Origin of the sequence: Streptomyces sp. NPDC048278, from assembly GCF_040652195.1 — a bacterium.
Taxonomy (GTDB): domain Bacteria; phylum Actinomycetota; class Actinomycetes; order Streptomycetales; family Streptomycetaceae; genus Streptomyces.
Genome location: NZ_JBEZLP010000041.1, coordinates 52872 through 71956 on the forward strand (window position 1 = coordinate 52872; position 19085 = coordinate 71956).

The window sequence follows — 19085 nt, forward strand, 5'->3', positions numbered from 1 at the left end:
GTGCCGGGCCGGGCCCGGGGTCAGGCCGGGCCGCCTGGCCGGTGGACCGCGCTCGGCCAGGGTTCGCGTACGGCCGTCGAGACCGCGCGGGCGGTGGTGAGCACACAGCGGTCGAACTCCGCGCGGCCGTGTGCCGCGTTCGCCTCGGTGACATCCCTGCCCCACACCCCGGTCTCGCTGACCTGGTCCATGCGGTAGTCCCAGAAGGAGTCGACGTCGACGTGCGAGGTGGCCCGCTCCATGCGCACCAGGTCGGGTGCGAGGTGCAGCATCACCGACGTCTCGAAGTAGTTGGCGTGCATCAGCGCGCGGCCGTAAGTGACATGGCCGTCGACCTCCGGCCCCGGGTACATGGTCACGTACCCCAATGCCCGCACCCGGGCGTTCTTGTGACGTACTCTCAGTTTCTCTGCGGACACGTCAAGCGCGCCGTTGTTCCAAATGTGGCCGTTCAGCAGGACGAACTGCCTCACCCCGCTGTCGTACAGCGAGTCGATCACGTCCTCCACGACGGCGATCAGGGTCTCGGGGCGCAGCGCCACCGTCCCGGCGAAGCCGCCGTGCGAGGCGGACACCCCGAAGCTCAGCGGGGGCAGCACCGGTACACCCGTCAGCGCGGAGACGCCCAGGGCGACCGCCTCGCAGATCACGGTGTCCACGGCGAGCGGCAGATGCGGGCCGTGCTGTTCGGTGGCGCCGACCGGGATGATGACCGCGTCCCGTCCGGCGACGGTGGTCTCGGCGTCCGGCCAGGTCAGTTCCTCCCACGGCAACGGCGTGCCGGTGCCGCCGAGTTGGGTGGCGAGCGCGGGCACGTCGAGTCCGGTGGGCACACGCAGGCCCTGCGGCCCGGTGATGACGGAGGGCATGACTCTCCTTTCCTCAGTGGGGTTGCGGGCGGTCACCAGCGGCGTCGGCTCTTCTCCGGCAGCAGGTCCAGGGCACGCACCGGGACCGGCCGGTCGTCGTCGACGGTCGTGATCCACACGACCGTGTCCGGGCCGTAGTCGCTGATGAGTTCGCGGCACACCCCGCACGGCGCGATGATCCTGAACCGTCCCGCGGGTTTGATCTGCACCGACACCACCGACGTGACCGCGAGTGGCGTACCGGGTGCGAGCGCGCCCCGCGCGGTGCCCAGGGCGACCCCCTCGGCGCAGATGGAACTGCGCCGACAGGAGCCCTCGACATGGACGCCGGTGTGGATACGGCCGTCCGCGGTGCGCAGCGCGGTGGCTACCTCGTGCCGGTCCCGCTGCCACACGCGATCCAGCAACGCCTGTGCCACGGTGAGCAGTTCGGCGTCGTCCGCGCTCATCTCCGGCGGGACGGTGACGGGTGCGGCGCTCATGCGTCCAGCCCCAGCAGACGGGCCATGTTGCCGCCCTCGATCAGCGCCCGGTCCTTCTCGTCCTCGACCGCCTTGGCGATCTTCATGCGCTCCAGGTCGAAGTCGGAGCCGGGCCACTCGCTGCCCATCAGGATCTGCCGGGGCCCGAGCCGGGCGTAGGCCCGCTTCACGTCGCTCATCAGCGTCGCGGACGTCTCCAGATAGACGTGCGGCTGCCGTTCGGCCACGATGATCGCCTCGGGCACGTTCCACACGGCGCCCATGTGCGCGATGATCGTCGGCACCGCAGGGTGGTCGCGGGCGATCTCCTCGATGGCGAGCGGCGCGCAGAAGGCGTCGTCCAGCGCGTTGACCAGGACCATCAGTCCGCGCCTGGCACAGGCCTCGAACACCGGGTCCAGCAGGCCGTGGTCGGCCACGTGGTAGCCGTGCAGGCTCGGGTGCAGTTTCAGGCCGACCAGGCCGGCGTCGGCGATCCGGTCGATCTCCTCGATCGCGTCGTCCGCCTGTGGCAGCATCTGCCCGAAGCCGAAGAACCGGTCCGGGTGGGCGGCCACCAATGAGGCGATGAAGTCGTTCTCGATGCGCTGGGCGAGCGAGCACACCATCGCCATGTCCACCCCGGCGGCGTCCATCCGGTCGAGGATCCGGCGCGGCTCGAAGGGCTTGTAGGGCGGGGGCGCCTCGCCCTTGCGGGCACCGGTCAGGTAGTCGGAGCGGCCGCGCACGTCCTGGGTGGTGTTGTAGGCGTCGATGATCAATGCGGCTCCTCGGTGGCGGTGCTGGTAGCGGTGGCGGGCACGGTGTCGAGCGGCAGGTGGCAGCGCACGCTGCGGCCCGGGGCGATCTCGCGCAGCTCCGGGTGCGCGGTGCGGCACAGGTCGGTGGCGCGGGGGCAGCGGGTGCGGAACAGGCACCCCGCGGGCGGATCGGCCGGGTCGGGCAACTCGCCCTGCAGCGGCTGCCGTTCACGCGGCGGGCCGGGCCGCAGCTCGGGCACGCTGGCCAGCAGAGCGCTGCTGTAGGGGTGTGCGGGGCCGGCGAAGAAGGTGTCCCGGTCGGCGATCTCGATGATCTCCCCGAGGTACATCACGGCGACCCGGTCGGCGATGTGCCGTACGACACCGAGGTCGTGGGAGATGAACAGCATCGTCAGGCCGCGGTCGCGTACCAGGTCCGACAGCAGGTTCAGCACCTGGGCCTGGATCGACACGTCCAGTGCGGAGACCGCCTCGTCCGCGACCACGAACTGCGGCGAGGAGGCGAGGGCCCGCGCGATGCCGATGCGCTGGCGCTGGCCGCCGGAGAACTCATGGGGCTTGCGCCTGCCGGCCTCGGCTCCGAGCCCGACGAGGTCGAGGAGTTCGGCCACGGCGCCCTCCGCCTCGGCGCGGCTCGCGCCCCGGGAGCGCAGCAGTGGCTCGGCGACGATGTCGGCGACCGCGCGGCGCGGGTTGAGCGAGCCGAAGGGGTCCTGGAACACCATCTGGAGCTCGGCCCTGGTCCGCTTCAGCCTCCGCCCCCGCAGCCGGGTCAGGTCGGTGCCCTGGAAGTCGATCCGGCCCGCCGAGGGCTCCACGACGCGCAGCAGCGCCCGCCCGAGCGTGGACTTGCCGCACCCCGACTCGCCGACCAGGCCCAGCGTCTCGCCCGGGGCGATGTCGAGGTCGACGTCCCGCAGCGCCCGCACCCGGCCGCCCGCACGGCCGGGGTACTCTACCCGCAGCCCACGAGCACTCATGATCACGTCACTCATGCGTCGGCTCCCGCCGCCCGGGCCCGCGCCCGGGCCTCCTGCGGCAACACACAGGCGTCCAGGTGGGCGGTGGTGCCGCCGTGACGCCGCCGGAGCTCAGGGCGTTCCGTGCAGCCGTCGTCGGCGAAGGCGCACCGGGGCCGGAAGCCGCAGCCCGAGGGCCGTTCCACTCCGCTCGGCGGGCTGCCCGGGATCGCCGGCAGCCGTTCGGGAACCGGTCCGTCCAGCGGCGGCACCGAGCCGAGCAGGCCCATCGTGTACGGGTGCTGGGGGTCGAACAGCACCTCGTCGCGGGTGCCCTGTTCCACGATCCGGCCCGCGTACATCACCGCGACCCGGTCGGCGACCTCGGCGACCACGCCGAGGTCGTGGGTGATCAGCAGCACGGACGTGCCGTGTTCGCGCTGTACCCGCTTCAGCAGCGTCAGCACCTGCGCCTGGATGGTGACGTCCAGTGCAGTGGTCGGCTCGTCGGCGATCAGTACCGCCGGGTCGTTGGCGAGCCCCATCGCGATCATCACGCGTTGCCGCATGCCGCCGGAGAGCTGGTGCGGATAGGCGCGCGCGGCCCGCGCCGGGCCGGCGATCCCGACCTCTCCGAGCAGTTCCACCGCACGGCTCGCGGCGGTGGCGCGCGGCACGTCGGCGTGGGCGCGAATGGTCTCCGCGACCTGCGCGCCCGCCCGGTGCAGAGGGTTGAGTGCGGCGAGCGCGTCCTGGAAGACGACCGCCACGTCCTTGCCACGCACCCGGCGCAGCTCCCGCTCGGAGGCCCCCACCAGTTCCCGGTCCCGGAAGGATACGGATCCGGTGATGTGGGTGCGGGGGCCGCGGTTGAGGCCGACCAGGCTCATCGACAGCGCGGATTTGCCCGACCCCGACTCGCCGACCAGCGCGAGGATCTCGCCCTTGCGCAGAGTCAGGTCCACCCCGTCCACGGCGGGCAGTCGGCCCGCTGGCACGTCGAACTGGACGTGCAGGTCATGCACTTGGAGCACTGCCTCGGGCGCGGTCATCTGGCACCGGCCACGGCCTGTGCGGCCCGGTGGATCAGGTCTGCGACCCGCTCGGGCCACACCAGGGTGGTGTAGTGGCTGCCCGGCACGTGCTCGACGGTGGCCTTCATCCGTTCGGCCATGAAGTTCTGGATCTCCGGGCGCAGGGTGCGGTCGTCGTCGGCGACCAGGTACCAGCTGGGCAGGGAGCGCCAGGCCGGGACTCCGGTCGCCTGGGTGAAGATCAGGTTCTCGGCCTTGCGTCCCTCCGCCTCGACGATCGCGCGCTGCTCGGCCGACAGGTCCGGGCCGATCTCCGCCCAGAACTCCGGGCCGGGCTCGGACTTCCACTCGCCGTTCGGGCCGCGCCGCATGTACTTAGAGATCTCCGCGGGTTCGTAGCGCTCCACGATCCCGTTGACGGTCTCGCCCTCGTCCGGCCCGAACGCGGCGATGTACACAAGACCGCCGACCCGTGGGTCGCGCCCCACGTTCGTGATGACGGCGCCGCCGTAGGAGTGGCCCGCGAGCAGCACCGGGCCGTTCGTGTGCGCCAGTACCGCCGAGGTCTCGGCGATGTCGTCGGCCAGGGAGGTCATCGGATTGGTGACCGTGAACAGCCGGTGCCCGTGGGCGGTGAGCAGTGGCTGCACCGCCGACCAGGTGGTGGGCCGTCCGCCGGCACCGTGGACCAGCACGATGTCCATCGGGATCATCCTTTGCGCAGACGCGGGTCGAGGACCGTGTACAGCAGGTCGACCGCGTGGTTGACGAGGGTGAACAGCAGGGCGATCGCGAGGGCCGCGCCCTGCACGACCGGGTAGTCGCGCTGGAGCACTCCCTGCACCAGCAGGCGCCCGACACCCGGGTAGGAGAAGACGGTCTCGGTGACCACGGATCCGCCCAGCAGGGAGCCGAACTGGAGCCCCAGGACGGTGACGATCGGCAGCCAGGCGTTGCGCAGGACGTGCCGACGCACCACTGCGCCCTCCCCGAGGCCCTTCATCCGGGCGGTGCGCACGAAGTCGTCGCCGAGTACCTCCAGGACGGAGGCGCGCACGATCCGGGTGATGAAGCCGGCCATCGACAGCGCGAGGGTCACCGCCGGCAGGATCAGGTGCTGGACCCACGGCCACACCAGCTCGGGCCGGTCCTGGAGGATCGCGTCCAGTGGCACGAAGCCGGTGGTCGGGGTGTAGTCGAGGGTGCTGGGCAGTCGTCCCAGCACCGGCAGCCAGCGCAGCCACACGCCGAACACCACGATGGACAGCACGCCGAGCGCGAACCAGGGCAGCGAGAAACTGACGGTGGCGACGGCCCGCGTCGAGGTGTCGATCCAGCTTCCCCTGCGCAGCGCCGCGACCACCCCCGTGACGACGCCGAGCAGCACCGCGACTGTCATCGCCGCGAGGGTGAGTTCCACGGTCGCGGGCAGAGCGTCGCCGAGCAGGCCGAGGACGTTGTTGGAGCCGAAGAACGAGGTGCCCAGCCGCAGATGGACCAGGTCGTCGAGGAAGTGCCCGTACTGCGTGAGCAGCGGCTGGTCCAGGCCCAGCGCCTTGGTGACGCGTTCCTCGTTGGCGCTGAACTGCGCGGCGGAGGCCGTGCTGCCGCCCGCGGCGAGGGAGGTCGCCGGGGAGCCCGGCAGCAGCCGTACGGCCACGAACACCAGGGAGGCCAGCGCGAAGAGCACGACGGGGATCACGGCGAGCCGGCGCAGGAACATCCCGGTGGCAGCCGACAGCCAGGCGGGCCTGGGAAGCCGTACTCGTACCAGGGCGCCCGCGCTCATGCCGTCCCCCTGGGGTCGAGGGCGTCGCGCAGGTCGTCGCCGACGAAGTTGCAGGCCACGACGAACAGCAGGGTGAGTGTCGCGGGCAGTACCACCAGACGGGGAGCGGTGAACAGGAACTCCTGCCCGGCCTGCACCATGTATCCCCAGTCCGGCTGCGGCGGCTGGATCCCCAGGCCCAGGTAGGACAGGCCCGCCGCGAACCCGGCCGCAATCGACAGCGTCATGACGACCTGGGCGAGTAGTGGACCGCCGATGTTCGGCAGCACCTCACGGACCAGGATGCGCGGCGCGCCCGTGCCGCCGAGGCGGCAGGCGACGACGTAGTCCTTGGCGGCCTCACGCGCCGTCAGGGCACGGGCCAGCCGGGCCAGTCCGGGCGCGAGGGAGACCCCGATGCCGAGGACCAGACTGACTGTGCCCGGGCCGGCGGCCGCCACCAGCAGGATCACCAGCAGGATGGACGGGAAGGCCAGCGCCAGGTCGACCAGCCGCATCAGCACCAACTCCACCACGCCGCCCGCGTAACCGGCGACCAGCCCGACCAGTGTTCCGATGCCGGCCGCGAGCGCGGTGGCCGCGAAGGACACCAGCAGCAGCGGCCGGGCGCCGTGCACCAGCCGGGCCAGCTCGTCCCGGCCCAGGTCGTCCGTGCCCAGCGGATGCCCCGGGGAGCCGGGCCCGAGCAGGGCCGAGGAGGTCTGCCGCAGGGGATCGGCCTGAATGAACAGCGGCCCCAACAGGGCGACCAGCACCAGGGCGGTCAGCAGCAGCCAGGACAGCAGCGCGGGCCAGGAGCGCGCCACGGTACGGCGGCGCAGCGCCGGGAGAAACTGCCAGCGGACCGTGCGGACCGCGCCGGGTGGCAACGTCGGCGGCGACTTCGACGGGGAGCCCGGCGGTGAGGCCGCGGGAACGGCCGCCGCGGCGTCCACCGCGGCCCCGGTCTCAGACACTGGCCTTCTCCATGTAACAGCGGTGGTTGGCCAGTGCGTCGGTGTTCATGCCCTTCACGCCCGAGCCGCTGACGACCAGGTTGCTGAAGCAGGCCAACATCGACAGGACCATGTACTCCTCGGCCCATCTGCGCTGAATCTTCGTGTAGGCAGCGGTGCGCTTCTTGGTGTCGGTGAGGTTCTTGGCGGTGTAGAGGTCGTCGACGAGGGAGGCGGCGCCCTTCAGGGTGTCCATGCCGGAGATCTTGGAACCGTAGATACCGGTGGGGCTCGCCATCGCGCCGACCATGTCGTCGGGGTCGGGGACGTAGGTGTTGCGCTCCCAGATCATCAGGTCGTGGTAGTCGTCGCTCCCGTCGAGGAGCCGGCCGAAGTAGGTGGCCGGATCCACGGAGGTGGTGGCGACCTTGAAGCCGACGTCGGTGAGGTTCTGGGCGATGATCTGGGCGGCCTTGGGGTGCCAGGAGTCGCTGGCCGCCATGAGCCGGATGGTACGCCCCTTCGCCCCGGCCTCCTCGACCAGCCGCTTGGCCTGTGCGGTGTCCTGGGTGCTGAGGTCGGCGAGCGCGGTGTCGTAGCCGGTCTGGGCCGGCGGGATGGCGTAGCCCCTGGGCTCGGCGCCAATGCCGTAGAACGCCTGCTGGAGGATGGCCTTGCGGTTGATGGCCAGGTTGATGGCCTTGCGCACCTTCAGCTCGGGGACCCGGCGGGCGTCGATCATCATGATGGCGTCGGCATTGTGCGGGGTGTCGTACACCTTCACCGCGCTGTCCTTGCGCAGCTGCGAGACGGCGGAGTACGGGGCGAACTGGGTCGCGGAGACGTCGCCGCTGAGCAGCGAGCTGACGATGGTGGACGGGTCCTGGACCTGACGCAGCACCAGCCGGTCGATGGGCGGCTTGCCCAGCCGGAAGCCGTCGAACGCCTTGAGCGTGATCGACTGGCCAGCGGTGGCCGAGTCGAAGACGAACGGTCCGGTGCCCACTAGGTGCTTGCCGATGTCCGCGCCGTACTTGTCCAGCGCGGCCTTGGAGATGATACGGCCGCCGATGTCGGAGAGTTTGCCGAGGACCGTCCGGTCGGGCTTCTTGAGGACCATCTTCACGGTCAGGTCGTCCGGAGCGGTGAGCGCGGCGACGTTGGCGCCCAGGCTTGCCAGCGGCCGGGTCCCGCCCTTGGGCAGGGTCTTGTCTTCGGGATCGAACTGGCGGCCGAGGCTGGCGAGCACGTCGGCGGAGGTGAGCGTGGTGCCGTCGTGGAACTTGACGCCCTTGCGCAAGGTGAATGTATAGGTCATCTTGTCATCGGATATGGTCCACTTCTCCGCCAGATCCGGTGTGGGCTCGTTGGTCTCGAAGGAGATGAACGTCAGGCCGCGGCAGATGCAGTCCACGGCCATCCAGTCGCCCAGGGACGTGTAGAAGGTCGGGTCGTTGACGGCGCTGGTGGCGTCGATGGCCAGGGTGAGCGTGCCGCCGCCCTTGCCGCCGCCTTTCGCATCGTCGGCCGCGGCGCCGCAGGCGGTGAGCAGGGCGGGCAGCCCGAACCCGACGCCCACCCCGAGCAGGCCTGCACCCCGGAGCATCGTGCGGCGCGAGACGTCCGGCGAGGCGATCGCCGAGACCGGCGCGGAGGCGGGCGAGGGCGATCCAGATGTGTGGTCCGACATGGGGCCTCCTCGGGCACCGATCCTGAGAATGGATGAAATCTACTCGTGATTGGATCCAAAAACATGCTCAGTGGCTCCCAATTCCCTCTTGTGTCCCATGGGTTAAAGGTGTGTGAAACGGGCCTGCGATCCCACAGGCACCGGCCAGGCCCGTCAAGGAGCCGGCGACAGATAGCGCATCCCGAGGCCGCGCTCGCTCCGTCAAAGACGGCAGGCCTCTCACCGGATCACGTCCCCGTGCCCCCAGCCGTCATCGCTGGCCGCGCGCCCATGCCAGGCCTCCGATGTCGAGACGCCGACGGGTGCGGGTGACGGCCACGTAGGCGAGGCGGGCCTCGCTGTCGCCGATGGGCTGAGCTGCAGGCGCCGGTGCGCTCTCGGGCGGGTCACTGTGGCCGGGCGGGGCGAAGTCGTCGGCGATCTTGACGCGGGACCATTCACGCCCCTTGGCTTTGTGGGCGGTGGAGACGGTGGTCTGGGCGTGCTGTTCGTCGACAAGTTGGGCAACGGCGCCAAGGATGGCATCGGTGCCGTGGGTGTCGACGAGGCCGACGAGGGGCTGCAGGTCGCGTCCGGCAGGGTCGTGGGCTGCGTAGTCCTGCAGTTCACCCCAGGAGGGGAACAGAAGCAGTTCGGGGTGGTGGGTACGGCGTCCTTCTTTGAGGTCGCGGGCGGCCTGGGCAAGAGCGCTCAGGCTGTCGCCTCCTCCGACGAGGGCGACGCGGCATCCGGCGGCCATCAGTCCCATGACCTGGGCCATGGCGCCGACGTTGGTACGGCACAGCACAGCGTCGGGCTGCGTGAGGGAGCCCAGTTCGGTGTGGAGGGTGTCGGTGCCGCGCAGGCGCAGGGGTGCGTCGGCGAGGGTGAGCCAGTGGTTGGCTTCTTCGGCGAGGTGGGGGCCGAAGCGGAAGGACTGGGAGAGGGTGAGGCGGGTGCCGTCGAAGCCGGTCATGACGTCTTTGGCGCCGCGCCAGTGGTAGATGGCCTGGGCGGAGTCGCCGACCATGACGAGTTGGGCGTGGTTGCGCTGGTTGAGGAAGATCTGTTCGACGACGGGGTTGGTGTCCTGGGCTTCGTCCAGGAGCAGGAAGTCGGCGGGCAGGACCGGCTGGGTGAGGGCCCACATCTTCAGGTAGTGGTCGTGGTCGAAGCGGACGCAGCCGTCGTCGGTGTGTTGCAGGTCGTCCCAGGCTTTGCGGGCGAAGGGCACGATGTGGGTAGCGAGTTCGCGGTGCAGGTCAGTGTCGTCGAGGCCTCGTAGTTTCGGTACGTGGTGGTGGGTGATCTTCTCGTCGGCGGTGTGGCAGAAGCGAGTGACGGTGCGCAGGACCGTGTTGGACAGGGCGCGTTGGGAGACGTCGCGTTCATCGATGCGGAGGGCTTTGGTGATGCCGAGGGCTTGTCCGGTTTGCCAGGCCGGGCGGCGGGGTGCGTTCAGGCGGCTGTGGTAGCGGTGGCCGAGGGCGGCGTAGGCGAGGGCGTGGGTGGTCTTGCACTGGACGTTGCCGGGGAAGCGGGCGGTGGCGTCGCGGGCGATGGCCCGGTTGTAGGCGAGGCAGCGGCCGCGTCGCCTGGTGGAGCGGGCCAGTTGGGAGAGGGTTTCCGTCTTGCCGGTGCCGGCACCGGCCTGGAGGACCAGGTGCTCGTCGGCGTGGAAGGCGTCGAGGGCTGCCGTCTGTTCGTCGGTGAGTTTCATGGCGCGGGGCTTTCGGGGAGTCGGGTGAGCTCGTGCCCGAGGGCGGACAGCAGGTGGGCGGGGGTGGTGTGGGCGAGCAACTGGCGCAGTGTCCGGCTGAGGCGGTCGATCTCCCGGTCCGTGTGTTCGGCCAGGGCCCGGTGCAGGGCCAGTTCCACGAATCGCTCGGGACTCTGAGCTGCGCGGTCGGCTTCGGTCCTCAGAACGGTGTGACTGGCGGGCGGGAAGACGACGTTGAGCAGGACCTTGTGGTCTGCGTCCGGGTAGTGGGTGGTGATGGCGTCGATGGGCAGCAGGTGCTCGAGTCGGCGGCGCAGGCGGTGAGCGGCCCGGTGGGGAGTCTTGGCCTGGACGAGGGCCATGAGGTGGGTGGCGTCGTGGTTGGCGGCGAGCGGCATGACGCGGGCGGCACGGTGCAGCGCCTGCGGGGGCAGGGGGCGGGTGAGGACGATCTCCAGTGCGTGGTGCGTCATCGCCGGTCCTTGCCCCTGCCCAGGGGCGGCGGGTGCGGGAGGCGGGTGTGGATGTGGGCGGCGTGCAGGAGGGGGTCGAAGACCTGCCAGTCGGCGAGGGCGAGATCGGGGGCGGTTCCGGTGGCGTGGGTGGGGCAGCGCTGGGCACGCCAGCGCAGTTGAGCGATGTAGGGCAGGTGGCTGAGGTCGTAGACGGCCATCGTGGTGTCGGGCAGGGTGAGTTGGCCGTGGCTGGGGCCGGAGGGCAGGAGTCTCCAGCGGCCTGCCAGGTGGCCCGGGGCGAGGACGGGGTGGGTGCAGCGGCGGCGTTGGCGCGTCTGGGCGACGCAGCGGATGTCTTCGACGGGGCTGGGGCCGAGATAGGGGACGAGGAGGATCCGGACGACGGGACGGGTGGATTGCCCGGCCTCGCCGGCTGGCACAGCCGCAGAAGCCTGGGGGCAGGGCTGGGGGGTGAAGGCGCCGGTGTCGATGAGGCGTCGGGAGTGCACGGCGAGTTCGCGCCGCAGCACCGTGAGCCGGGTATGGCCGGTATGGGAACGCAATGGCTGCTGGGGGCAGAGGACGGCGTGGGGGATGCGGCACCAGGCGCTGCCGTCATCGTGGGGGTGGGCGATGCCGCCGCCGATGTGCCAGCGGCAGGAAGCGGGGGTGCCGACGACGGCGACGTCCGCGGGGTGCAGGGCGATGGGGCGGTCGTCGTGGCGGGGGTACCAGTCGACGCGGTTGCCGCACTGTCGGCAGCGGCCGCTCTGACCGGCGCGCAGCAGCCGACTGGGGCTGGCCGGGGCGATCTGCAGGCTGCTGCGGCGGGGAAGGTGGCGGGGGCTGCCGTCCCAGTGGCGGTCCGCGGGCAAGGAGTGGGGGCGCATGGCGGCGACCGTGACAGGTGACGCGCCGATGGCCGGGGGCGGCTTTCGGGAAGGTCACACGATCGGCCCCATGTGCGGGAACGCCTGCGCGAGATGTGGATCTGTCGTTCGATGCCGTCTCGCCCGGGCGGGTGATTTCCTTCCCCGTCTGGTGAGCGGTTGGCGGTGCGGCCCGGTCAGGGCTGAGGTGTACCGGGGGCGGGATGCCCCTCGCACAGGGAGACGAGGAAGCGTTCGATGGGGACGTCGAAGGCGTGGGCCAGTGCGTGCCAGGTGGTGATGCTCCCGGTGCTGCGGCCGTGTTCGAGGTCGATGAGGGTGCGCCGGGCCAGGTTGCTGCGTTCGGCGAGCTGGTCGATGGTCCATCCGCGCTCGCCCCGCAGCCGCACGAGTGCGACGCGCAGCGCATTGAGGTTGGGGTCGGGCGGGATGATCGTCACTCCACCATCCGACGGTGCAGACCTCTGCCCCGTCAGTGCGGATATCTGCACTTTCTCCTCGCGGGCCCGCTCTCCCGTGGTGCAGGGATCTGCACTACCGTGCGTCCGTCCCGGAACGCCTGGCCGCAGGCTTTCCGGCCCTACGGCGCGGGCAGACAGGAGGACAGGGCCGATGAGGCTCGGCGGTGCCGCGGTGCGGCGCATCTGGACGGTGGAGCTGCACCCGCGGGCAGGCGTACCCAGCCTCGTCTGCACCCAGTGCACCGCCCGCACACCTGCATGCGGGGGCGTCTCCGCGCGGTCGGCCGCCCTGGCCCATCTGGCCTGCCACGCACAAGCCGACGCACTGCCCGGACACCTGCGCACCTGCCAGTGCCAGGCCCAGGGCTGCCGCTGGCATCCCCGCCACCGCGGCTGCGCCGGCCCGGTCCGGCTCGCCCTCACCCAGGGACGCGGCGGCCGCGCCTGGCGGCTGGCCGACACGTGTACCGCCTGCGCGGCCGCGACCAGCCACACAGCCGTCGTACCGGACACGCAACTCGGCAGTCCCCGCTCCCCCGCTCCGTCAGCGGCACGCGGCCCGCGCCGGCCCGGCGCGGAGGAGCGCCTGCGGGTGGGGGAGATGCTCACCTATCTCGCTGCCGCTCTGCCCCAGTTCACCTCTGCCGCCGCCCGCCTGCTCGCCGTGCAGTGCGCACTGCGCACCGACGCCTGCGGCCGCGCTCGCCTGCCTGCCGGCCTGTTGCGCAGCATGCGGCTCAGCGGCCGCAGGGAGATCTGGGAGGAGCTGGCCCACGGAGCCTGGCTCCAGTACCCCGATCTCAGGTCCACGCCGGTGGAGGTCCGGCTGCTCGACGCCACGGCCCTGGACCAGGCTCCCGGCCGGCCGGCGCGCTGCCGTGCGGCCGACTGGGCACTGCGCCCAGTGCCGCTGTTCCTGCCCGCGACGTCACCGCCCGCGCTGCGTCTGATCGCGCTCGTCCTTGCCGCGTACTACACCAGCGACCGCGTTGCGCGCCGTCTCGACATGGAGGTGCTCACCCGCTTGAGCGGGCACTCACGACAGCAAACAGCCGAACTGCTCGACCGGCTCGTCGCCGTGCGGGCGCTGGCTGCGTGGCGTCAGGACCGGGACACCGACGAGGTGCTGTGGGAACTGCTCGCACCTCAGCACATGGACGAGACCTGAGACATGGTGCGCGTTGCCGCCCGTCCGATGACGACAGTCACCCAGAGCAGATGTCGCAGAGAGGGGAAGCAGGGCTTCCCACCCGTAATATCGCTGCCCGGAGCATACTGCGGCAGGAGTCACTTGCCCGGCTCACCGGTATCAGCCTCCAGCGCTTCGGCCTGGTCACGACCGAGGAGAGAAGGATGCCCGAAAACACCACTCACACCACCGAGTTGGCCTCGCAGTACATCAGCCAAGTGACCGGCGATCTCGAACGCAACGCCAAGGAGCAGGAACGCATCACAGCGGAACTCACCTCGCTCCAGGAGCAGTTGGCAACCCTGCAGCAGGATCACGCCGTACTGGTCAATATGCAGCAGGCACTCGGGGTCCCCGGTGCGCCCCCGGCGTCGGCTCGCGCCGAGAACGCCGTGGTGCCCTCCCCCCGGAAGAAGCCGGAACCGGCAGCATCCGGCACGCGCCGCCCGGCAAAGAAGGCAACGGCGCAGCCGCCTGCGGGCAAGAAGACAGCTGAGCCCACGCTGGTCGAACTCATTCGGCAGCATGTGGTCGAGCAGAGCGAGCCCCGTTCCGCAGCGGAGATCGCACAAGTGCTCAGGCAGGTTCACACCGAGCGGAACATCGGCACCAAGGTGGTGCGCACCACTCTTGAGAACCTGGTAGCCAAAAGCCTCATCCACCGGACCAAGCAAGGCTCCTCGGTGTTCTACACCACCTCCGGCGCACCGGAGGTGGCCAGCTCAATCACCGCAGGCGATGAAGCCAATCGCTCGGACTCCTGACAGCGTCGCCCGAGCGTCGTCCGGGCGGGGCCAGGGCGTAACTGGTCGTGCCCAGCCACCGAACGTGCACTGCGGTGCTGGGACCTCCGCAGCGGGTGCGGAAGGCAGCGAGATCGTCCCGCGCCGACCGGACGAACGGTACCTGTCCGGACCGCGGCCCTCTGTTCGGTGGCGAATACGGCTTTCAGGCGCCGGCGGCGAGTTCCTGGAGAAGGTTCCTGGTCCGCCGCACGGAGGCGCGGCGGCTGTCCCTGGTCTCGCCGACCGGGACGATGAACGCCCAGAAGTCGGTGGCCCCCTCGTCCGCCAGCGCGTCCAGCTGTCTGCGGACGGACGTCTCGTCTCCGGTGACGGCGGCGTCAGCGGGCGAGGACTGGCCGCCGATCTCCAGGATGCGGCGGTAGTTGGGCAGGTCGCCGTAGACCGCCGCGGTCCGGGCTGCCGCCTCGCGGGCAGCAGCCGGATCGTCGTGCACCGCCACGGGCAGGCCGGCAACGATCCTGGGCACGGGCCGCCCGGCGTCTGCGGCGGCTTTGTGCAGGCGGGGTGCAATGTGGGAACTGACCGCGCGGGCCGTGGCCATCCACAGGACGACACCGTCCGCGTGTTCGCCGGCCACACGCAGCAGGCGCGGGCCCAGTGCGGCCAGCAGGACCGGCACACCCGCGTCCGGCAGTACGGCGGGCGGTGAGGTGTGCGCGGACCAGTGCTCTCCGGTGAGGTCGACCGTTTCACCTCGCAGCAGGGCGGTCAGGATGCGCAGGTATTCCTCGGTGGCAGCTCCGGGGGTGTTGTACGACAGCCCCAGCACGTCCTCGACCAGCGGCCGGTGGGCAGGGCCGATACCGAGGGTGAAACCGGGCCGGCCCATCGCGAACGGGACCGCTGCACTCCGGCTGGCCTGGAGTACCGGGTGGCAGGGGTAGGTCTGCAGTACGGCTGTGCCCAGTTCGATCGACGAGGTCGCCCGGCCGGCGACGGTCATCGCAGCCAGGGGGTCGCCGGCCACGCCGCTGGCGTACCAGAGCGAGGTGAACCCGTCCCGTTCGGCCTCCTCGGCCTGGCGCACCATCCGTTCGATGCTGTCTGCGCCGCCGGTCAGTCCGATACGCATGGTGGTGCTCCTTTGCCCGCCCTTTGGCCGGGGCGTCGGTGCCGGGAGGTCACCATCGCGGCACGGACGCATCGTCGAGTTCCAGCGGTCGGCGGTAGGACATGTCGTCCTTGTCCCGTGTGCCTTTGACGAATCCCTGTTCCTTGAAGAAGGGCGTCCGCAGCAGCGAGGCGTCCGCGGTGAGCACGAGTTCCACGGTGCAGCGGCGTACGGCGATGCGCCAGGTGCCGTCGCGGCGCTCCATACGGTCGAGGTAGCGGCCGCTCATGAGCTGGGCTGTTGTGCCGTCGCGGTGCAGCAGACCCACCAGGACGTAGCTCTCGCAGTGGGCGGTGTCCCCGTCGATCTCGCACAGGTGGGTGGTGATGTTGTGCGTGTGCAGTTCGGCGGCCCTGGAGTGCACGGCGTTCGCCCACTGTGCGTACGTGCCGGCAGGATGGACCGCGCTGCCGTGCTCGTCGAGGCCGTCCTCGTGATAGGCGGCGGTCAACAGGTCGGTGTCGAAACGGTCGTGACCGCGCGCGTGCCGGGCGATGCAGTCGAGGATCTCCTGCCGGTCGGTCAGATAGCGGACTTCGCGCTCCAGTCGCGCGAACCGTGCAGCCGAGGCGTTCGACGTGTCGCTCATGCCACCGCCTCCTCGCCAACGAAGGTGATCCGCCGCATCAGGCAGGCCGATGCCTGCCTATAGGGCAGGGCGCGGTGGAGCATGCCGGTGTTGTCCCAGATCACCAGGTCGCCGGGATGCCAGTGGTGGCGCAGCGTGAAGCGGTCCTGGGTGGACCAGTCCAGGAGGCGTTCGAGCAGGGCGCGGCTCTCGTCGTGCGCCATGCCGACGACCTGGTCGGCGGTGGCCCCGATCAGCAGCGAGGCACGGCCGTCGCTGCGGGTCCATACCAGCGGATGTTCGCGTGTGGGCACCGTGTCCCAGGCCGCGCGTTCTTTCGGTGAGGGGGCGGGGTTCGCCAGGAGCTGTGCGGCGGTGAAGCTGTGTGTGACGCGCAGCCCGGCGAGTTGCTTCTTCTCGTTGTCGGGCAGTGCTTTCCAGGCGGCGTAGGTGCTGGCGAACTCGGTGTCGCCGTCCGCGTCGGCGACCTGCCGGGCCAGCAGCATCGTGGCTTTTTGCGGTAGGTCGTCGCGGGTGCCGTCGATGTGCCAGAAGAAGGTGCCCCGGCGTACGGCCGTCAACCGGCTCTTGGCCGGGTCGAGGGTGATCGTGTCGATCTCGGGGTGGACAGGGTCGCCACCCCGGGGCGGGACGACCGGGTTTCCTAATGCCCTTCCCAGGGCGGCGAATTCACTGTCGGACAGATCGGCGCCGTGGCAGATGACGACACCGCTCGCGTCGAGCGCGGCCTGCAGCGCGGCAACGGCGTCGGGGCGCAGAAGCCCTACCCCGGTCAGCAGGCGGGTTTGTGCGCCGATCTCAGGGCTGAGGGAGGTGAAGGTGACGGACACGATCCATGCCTTTCCGCTCGGGCTGTGCAGTGGGATCGTCCAGACCTGTTTAGTCGACTGCCTAAAACCTGGTTAGTCACATGCCTAACACTCGCCGCGGCGGCTGGTCAAGACCGTTACACTGCACGCGTGTTCACGATCTGCCGCAGCCGGCCCGCCCTGCCCGGCGGGCACCCGTGAGTGGCGCCCGCTCGGGCCCTGGCGGCGACTCGGCGACCCGGGCCGCACTGCTGGACGCGGCGGCGCAGCTGATGCTGGAAGAGGGCTACGCCGCGGTCACGACCCGCAAGGTCGCTGCCCGCGCGAACGCCAATCCGGCTCTGGTCTACTACTACTTCGGCACAGTCGACGAACTGTTCCTGGCCGTGTTCAGACGCGGCGCGGAAGCGAATCTGCGTCGCCTGCAAGACGTCCGGCAGGCAGCCCATCCGCTGCGCGCCATGTGGGAGCTGAGCAGCGAACCACACAACTCCGCTCTCACGGTCGAGTTCATCGCGCTCGCGAACCACAGGCCGGCAGTGCGCACAGAACTCTCCTTGTACTTCACCCGCTTCCGACGCCTGCAGGAAGACATCCTCGCAACAGCCCTCGCCGACCGCTCGCCCGTCGGTACTCCTTCGCCCGCCGCACTGACCATCCTGATCAGCGGCATGTCCCGGATCCTCACCATGGACGACGCCCTCGGGCTGGCCGACGGCCACCAAGAGGTACGCGAACTCATCGACAACTGCCTCACACGGTTCGAGGGCACAGCACCGAACAGTCCCGGCACCTCCGCCTCCCCCACGTCCGGGAAAGCGGATCAGGACCGGACAGGCTGACCGCGCCGCAGCAGCCGTGCCCGGCTCTGCTGCGCTGCACCACGGATGCCCCGCGCCTCAGCCCCCGTTGCTGCGGGGTTCCGCCGCGCCCTCGCACGATGCGGTCCCGCCCGGCGTCACCGAGCGCGCCAGGTGCGGACATCGAGAAGGATGATCTCGGCGTCGGGGCGGATATGGCCGGTCTCCCCCAGCCACTGGTCGACGGCGGCGGTGACGTCGCCGCTGGCGGCGTCCACCCGGCGGGCGAAGTCGGCGTCGTCGAAGCCGCCGGTCCGGGCGGTGCCGTAGGAGCGCTCCTCGGTGTGGTCGGCGCGCCAGATGACGTCGCGACGGATGCAAGGCGAGTCGGTGCTGCTACCGGAGGGGTTGAAGGTAGGCAGTCTTGGCCAGGCAGACAGTGAAGGCCCTGGCGGGCTACCTCGGCGATCAGCGGGCGGAGCCGGAGGCGACGGCCTGGGCGCCAGCATGGCCGCTGCCGGAGCCGGTCGGGGTCCGATAACACCCTCCCCGTCGGTAGCTGCGGCGGTGGTCGCCTACTGACCGGGTCCGAGTGCGGCGAAGGCCTCGTCCAGGAGGGCGATGAGGTCGAGACGGCCGTCCAACTCGGTCCAGGCCAAGCCCGGCGAATTACCGCCTGTCTGATCGCAGCGCTACCCGGTGCGGTCGCGGAATGACCGACACACTGCGTCCGCCCGAAGCCACCTCGGTGGTGTGACTAGTTCGCCGACCGGGTGAACCCCCGGCCGATCATCCCGCGCAGCGCCGCCCCGGCGACTACGAAGATCACAACCTGCTCGTGATCTTCGAAACGGAGACCCGGCCGTGCGCCTCGCCCGTACCCGACGCACCCTGATCGCCGCGCTGTTCGCGCTACTCGCCCTGCTCGCCCCCACCACCGCCCACGCCGCCACCGCGGTCGCCGGGCATCTGCCCGCACGGCACGCGCCTGGCGAGACCGTCACCCTGCCGGTCCGCGACGCACTCGCCGAGCTCACCGTGGCCGACGAGAGCCGCGCCGGCTACTCCCGGGACAAGTTCAAGCACTGGACCGACGCGGACAAGGACGGCTGCAACACCCGCGCCGAAGTCCTCCTGGCCGAAGCCGTCGCCGCCCCCGAGGTCGGCCCGAAGTGCACCCTGACCGGGGGCGTCTGGTACTCACCCTACGACGACCAGTACATCAACGACGCCCGCAAACTCGATGTCGACCACCTCGGCCCGCTCGCCGAGGCCTGGGACTCCGGCGCCTCCGCCTGGACCCCGAAGGAACGCGAAGCCTACGCGAACGACCTCGACGACCCTCGCGCCCTGATCGCGGTCTCGGCGGCCTCCAACCGGTCCAAGGCCGACAAGGACCCGGCCGAGTGGATGCCGCCCTACGCCGGCTACTGGTGCACCTACGTCACCAACTGGGTCGCCGACAAGCTGCGCTACCAGCTGAGCGTCGACCCCGCCGAGCAGGCCGCGCTCGCCCAGCGCCTCGCCGCCTGCCCCGACCAGCCCATCACCGTCACCTACGCCCGCTGAACCTACAGAGGCCGGGCCCATCCGCTACGGGGGTAAGCGGTGGACCCGGCCTCTGCCACGCTCCCACACCCCGGCCCTCAGCGCAGGGTGTTCGCATGCCGTGGCTGGTCACCGGAGTGCCGCCGGAACAGATCGCTCCTGTTCCGGCGGCACGTCCCCGGGGCAGGGCGGGCCGCCTTTTCGGCGGT

General features: G+C 70.7%; 20 protein-coding genes. 4 read left to right on the top strand and 16 right to left on the bottom strand.

What is annotated here, in order from left to right:
• Positions 1–20 precede the first annotated feature (20 nt).
• From AB0D74_RS43005 to AB0D74_RS43065, 13 genes are all read right to left on the bottom strand, one after another.
• Complete coding sequence (locus AB0D74_RS43005) at positions 21–869, bottom strand: creatininase family protein (protein ID WP_362599625.1); 849 nt, start codon at positions 867–869, stop codon at positions 21–23.
• 32 nt (positions 870–901) lie between these two features.
• Entirely contained in the window at positions 902–1351 is a 450-nt protein-coding gene (locus AB0D74_RS43010) for a cytidine deaminase (RefSeq protein ID WP_362599627.1), read from the bottom strand.
• A complete protein-coding gene (locus AB0D74_RS43015; protein ID WP_362599629.1) occupies positions 1348–2112 on the bottom strand; it encodes an amidohydrolase family protein in 765 nt (254 codons plus the stop codon). The genes AB0D74_RS43010 and AB0D74_RS43015 overlap by 4 nt, the downstream gene beginning before the upstream one ends.
• Entirely contained in the window at positions 2109–3107 is a 999-nt protein-coding gene (locus AB0D74_RS43020; protein ID WP_362599631.1) for an oligopeptide/dipeptide ABC transporter ATP-binding protein, read from the bottom strand. Before AB0D74_RS43020 ends, AB0D74_RS43015 begins: the two co-directional genes overlap by 4 nt.
• Complete coding sequence (locus tag AB0D74_RS43025; RefSeq protein ID WP_362599633.1) at positions 3104–4123, bottom strand: ABC transporter ATP-binding protein; 1020 nt, start codon at positions 4121–4123, stop codon at positions 3104–3106. Before AB0D74_RS43025 ends, AB0D74_RS43020 begins: the two co-directional genes overlap by 4 nt.
• Positions 4120–4809 (bottom strand): alpha/beta hydrolase, encoded by a 690-nt coding sequence (locus AB0D74_RS43030; protein ID WP_362599635.1) that lies wholly within the window; start codon positions 4807–4809, stop codon positions 4120–4122. Before AB0D74_RS43030 ends, AB0D74_RS43025 begins: the two co-directional genes overlap by 4 nt.
• 5 nt (positions 4810–4814) lie before the next feature.
• Complete coding sequence (locus AB0D74_RS43035) at positions 4815–5894, bottom strand: ABC transporter permease (protein WP_362599637.1); 1080 nt, start codon at positions 5892–5894, stop codon at positions 4815–4817.
• On the bottom strand, positions 5891–6850 hold the full coding sequence (locus AB0D74_RS43040; RefSeq protein ID WP_362599639.1) for an ABC transporter permease: 960 nt from the start codon (positions 6848–6850) through the stop codon (positions 5891–5893). The genes AB0D74_RS43035 and AB0D74_RS43040 overlap by 4 nt, the downstream gene beginning before the upstream one ends.
• Positions 6843–8519 (bottom strand): ABC transporter substrate-binding protein, encoded by a 1677-nt coding sequence (locus AB0D74_RS43045; protein ID WP_362599641.1) that lies wholly within the window; start codon positions 8517–8519, stop codon positions 6843–6845. The genes AB0D74_RS43040 and AB0D74_RS43045 overlap by 8 nt, the downstream gene beginning before the upstream one ends.
• A 250-nt stretch (positions 8520–8769) precedes the next feature.
• Positions 8770–10218, bottom strand: coding sequence for a UvrD-helicase domain-containing protein (locus AB0D74_RS43050; RefSeq protein WP_362599642.1), 1449 nt, complete (start codon positions 10216–10218; stop codon positions 8770–8772).
• On the bottom strand, positions 10215–10691 hold the full coding sequence (locus AB0D74_RS43055; RefSeq protein WP_362599643.1) for a hypothetical protein: 477 nt from the start codon (positions 10689–10691) through the stop codon (positions 10215–10217). The genes AB0D74_RS43050 and AB0D74_RS43055 overlap by 4 nt, the downstream gene beginning before the upstream one ends.
• Positions 10688–11563 (bottom strand): DUF6083 domain-containing protein, encoded by an 876-nt coding sequence (locus AB0D74_RS43060; protein WP_362599645.1) that lies wholly within the window; start codon positions 11561–11563, stop codon positions 10688–10690. Before AB0D74_RS43060 ends, AB0D74_RS43055 begins: the two co-directional genes overlap by 4 nt.
• 176 nt (positions 11564–11739) lie before the next feature.
• Positions 11740–12003, bottom strand: coding sequence for a helix-turn-helix transcriptional regulator (locus AB0D74_RS43065; RefSeq protein ID WP_362599647.1), 264 nt, complete (start codon positions 12001–12003; stop codon positions 11740–11742).
• 172 nt (positions 12004–12175) lie between these two features.
• Between AB0D74_RS43065 and AB0D74_RS43070 the strand changes: the two genes are divergently transcribed.
• Both AB0D74_RS43070 and AB0D74_RS43075 read left to right on the top strand, forming a co-directional pair.
• Positions 12176–13192 (top strand): hypothetical protein, encoded by a 1017-nt coding sequence (locus tag AB0D74_RS43070; RefSeq protein WP_362599649.1) that lies wholly within the window; start codon positions 12176–12178, stop codon positions 13190–13192.
• Between the two features lie 185 nt (positions 13193–13377).
• Complete coding sequence (locus AB0D74_RS43075) at positions 13378–13977, top strand: hypothetical protein (protein ID WP_362599650.1); 600 nt, start codon at positions 13378–13380, stop codon at positions 13975–13977.
• A gap of 184 nt (positions 13978–14161) precedes the next feature.
• Here AB0D74_RS43075 and AB0D74_RS43080 read toward each other — a convergent pair whose 3' ends face one another.
• From AB0D74_RS43080 to AB0D74_RS43090, 3 genes are read right to left on the bottom strand one after another with little or no spacing between them, the layout of a single operon-like run.
• Positions 14162–15091, bottom strand: coding sequence for a TIGR03564 family F420-dependent LLM class oxidoreductase (locus AB0D74_RS43080; RefSeq protein WP_362599652.1), 930 nt, complete (start codon positions 15089–15091; stop codon positions 14162–14164).
• A gap of 49 nt (positions 15092–15140) precedes the next feature.
• Positions 15141–15719 (bottom strand): nuclear transport factor 2 family protein, encoded by a 579-nt coding sequence (locus tag AB0D74_RS43085; RefSeq protein WP_362599653.1) that lies wholly within the window; start codon positions 15717–15719, stop codon positions 15141–15143.
• Positions 15716–16549, bottom strand: coding sequence for a TauD/TfdA family dioxygenase (locus tag AB0D74_RS43090; protein WP_362599655.1), 834 nt, complete (start codon positions 16547–16549; stop codon positions 15716–15718). The genes AB0D74_RS43085 and AB0D74_RS43090 overlap by 4 nt, the downstream gene beginning before the upstream one ends.
• Before the next feature lie 176 nt (positions 16550–16725).
• Here AB0D74_RS43090 and AB0D74_RS43095 point away from each other — a divergent pair, with 176 nt between their 5' ends.
• Both AB0D74_RS43095 and AB0D74_RS43100 read left to right on the top strand, forming a co-directional pair.
• Complete coding sequence (locus tag AB0D74_RS43095) at positions 16726–17370, top strand: TetR/AcrR family transcriptional regulator (RefSeq protein WP_362599657.1); 645 nt, start codon at positions 16726–16728, stop codon at positions 17368–17370.
• Between the two features lie 822 nt (positions 17371–18192).
• Entirely contained in the window at positions 18193–18897 is a 705-nt protein-coding gene (locus tag AB0D74_RS43100) for an HNH endonuclease family protein (RefSeq protein WP_362599659.1), read from the top strand.
• Positions 18898–19085: the final 188 nt, after the last annotated feature.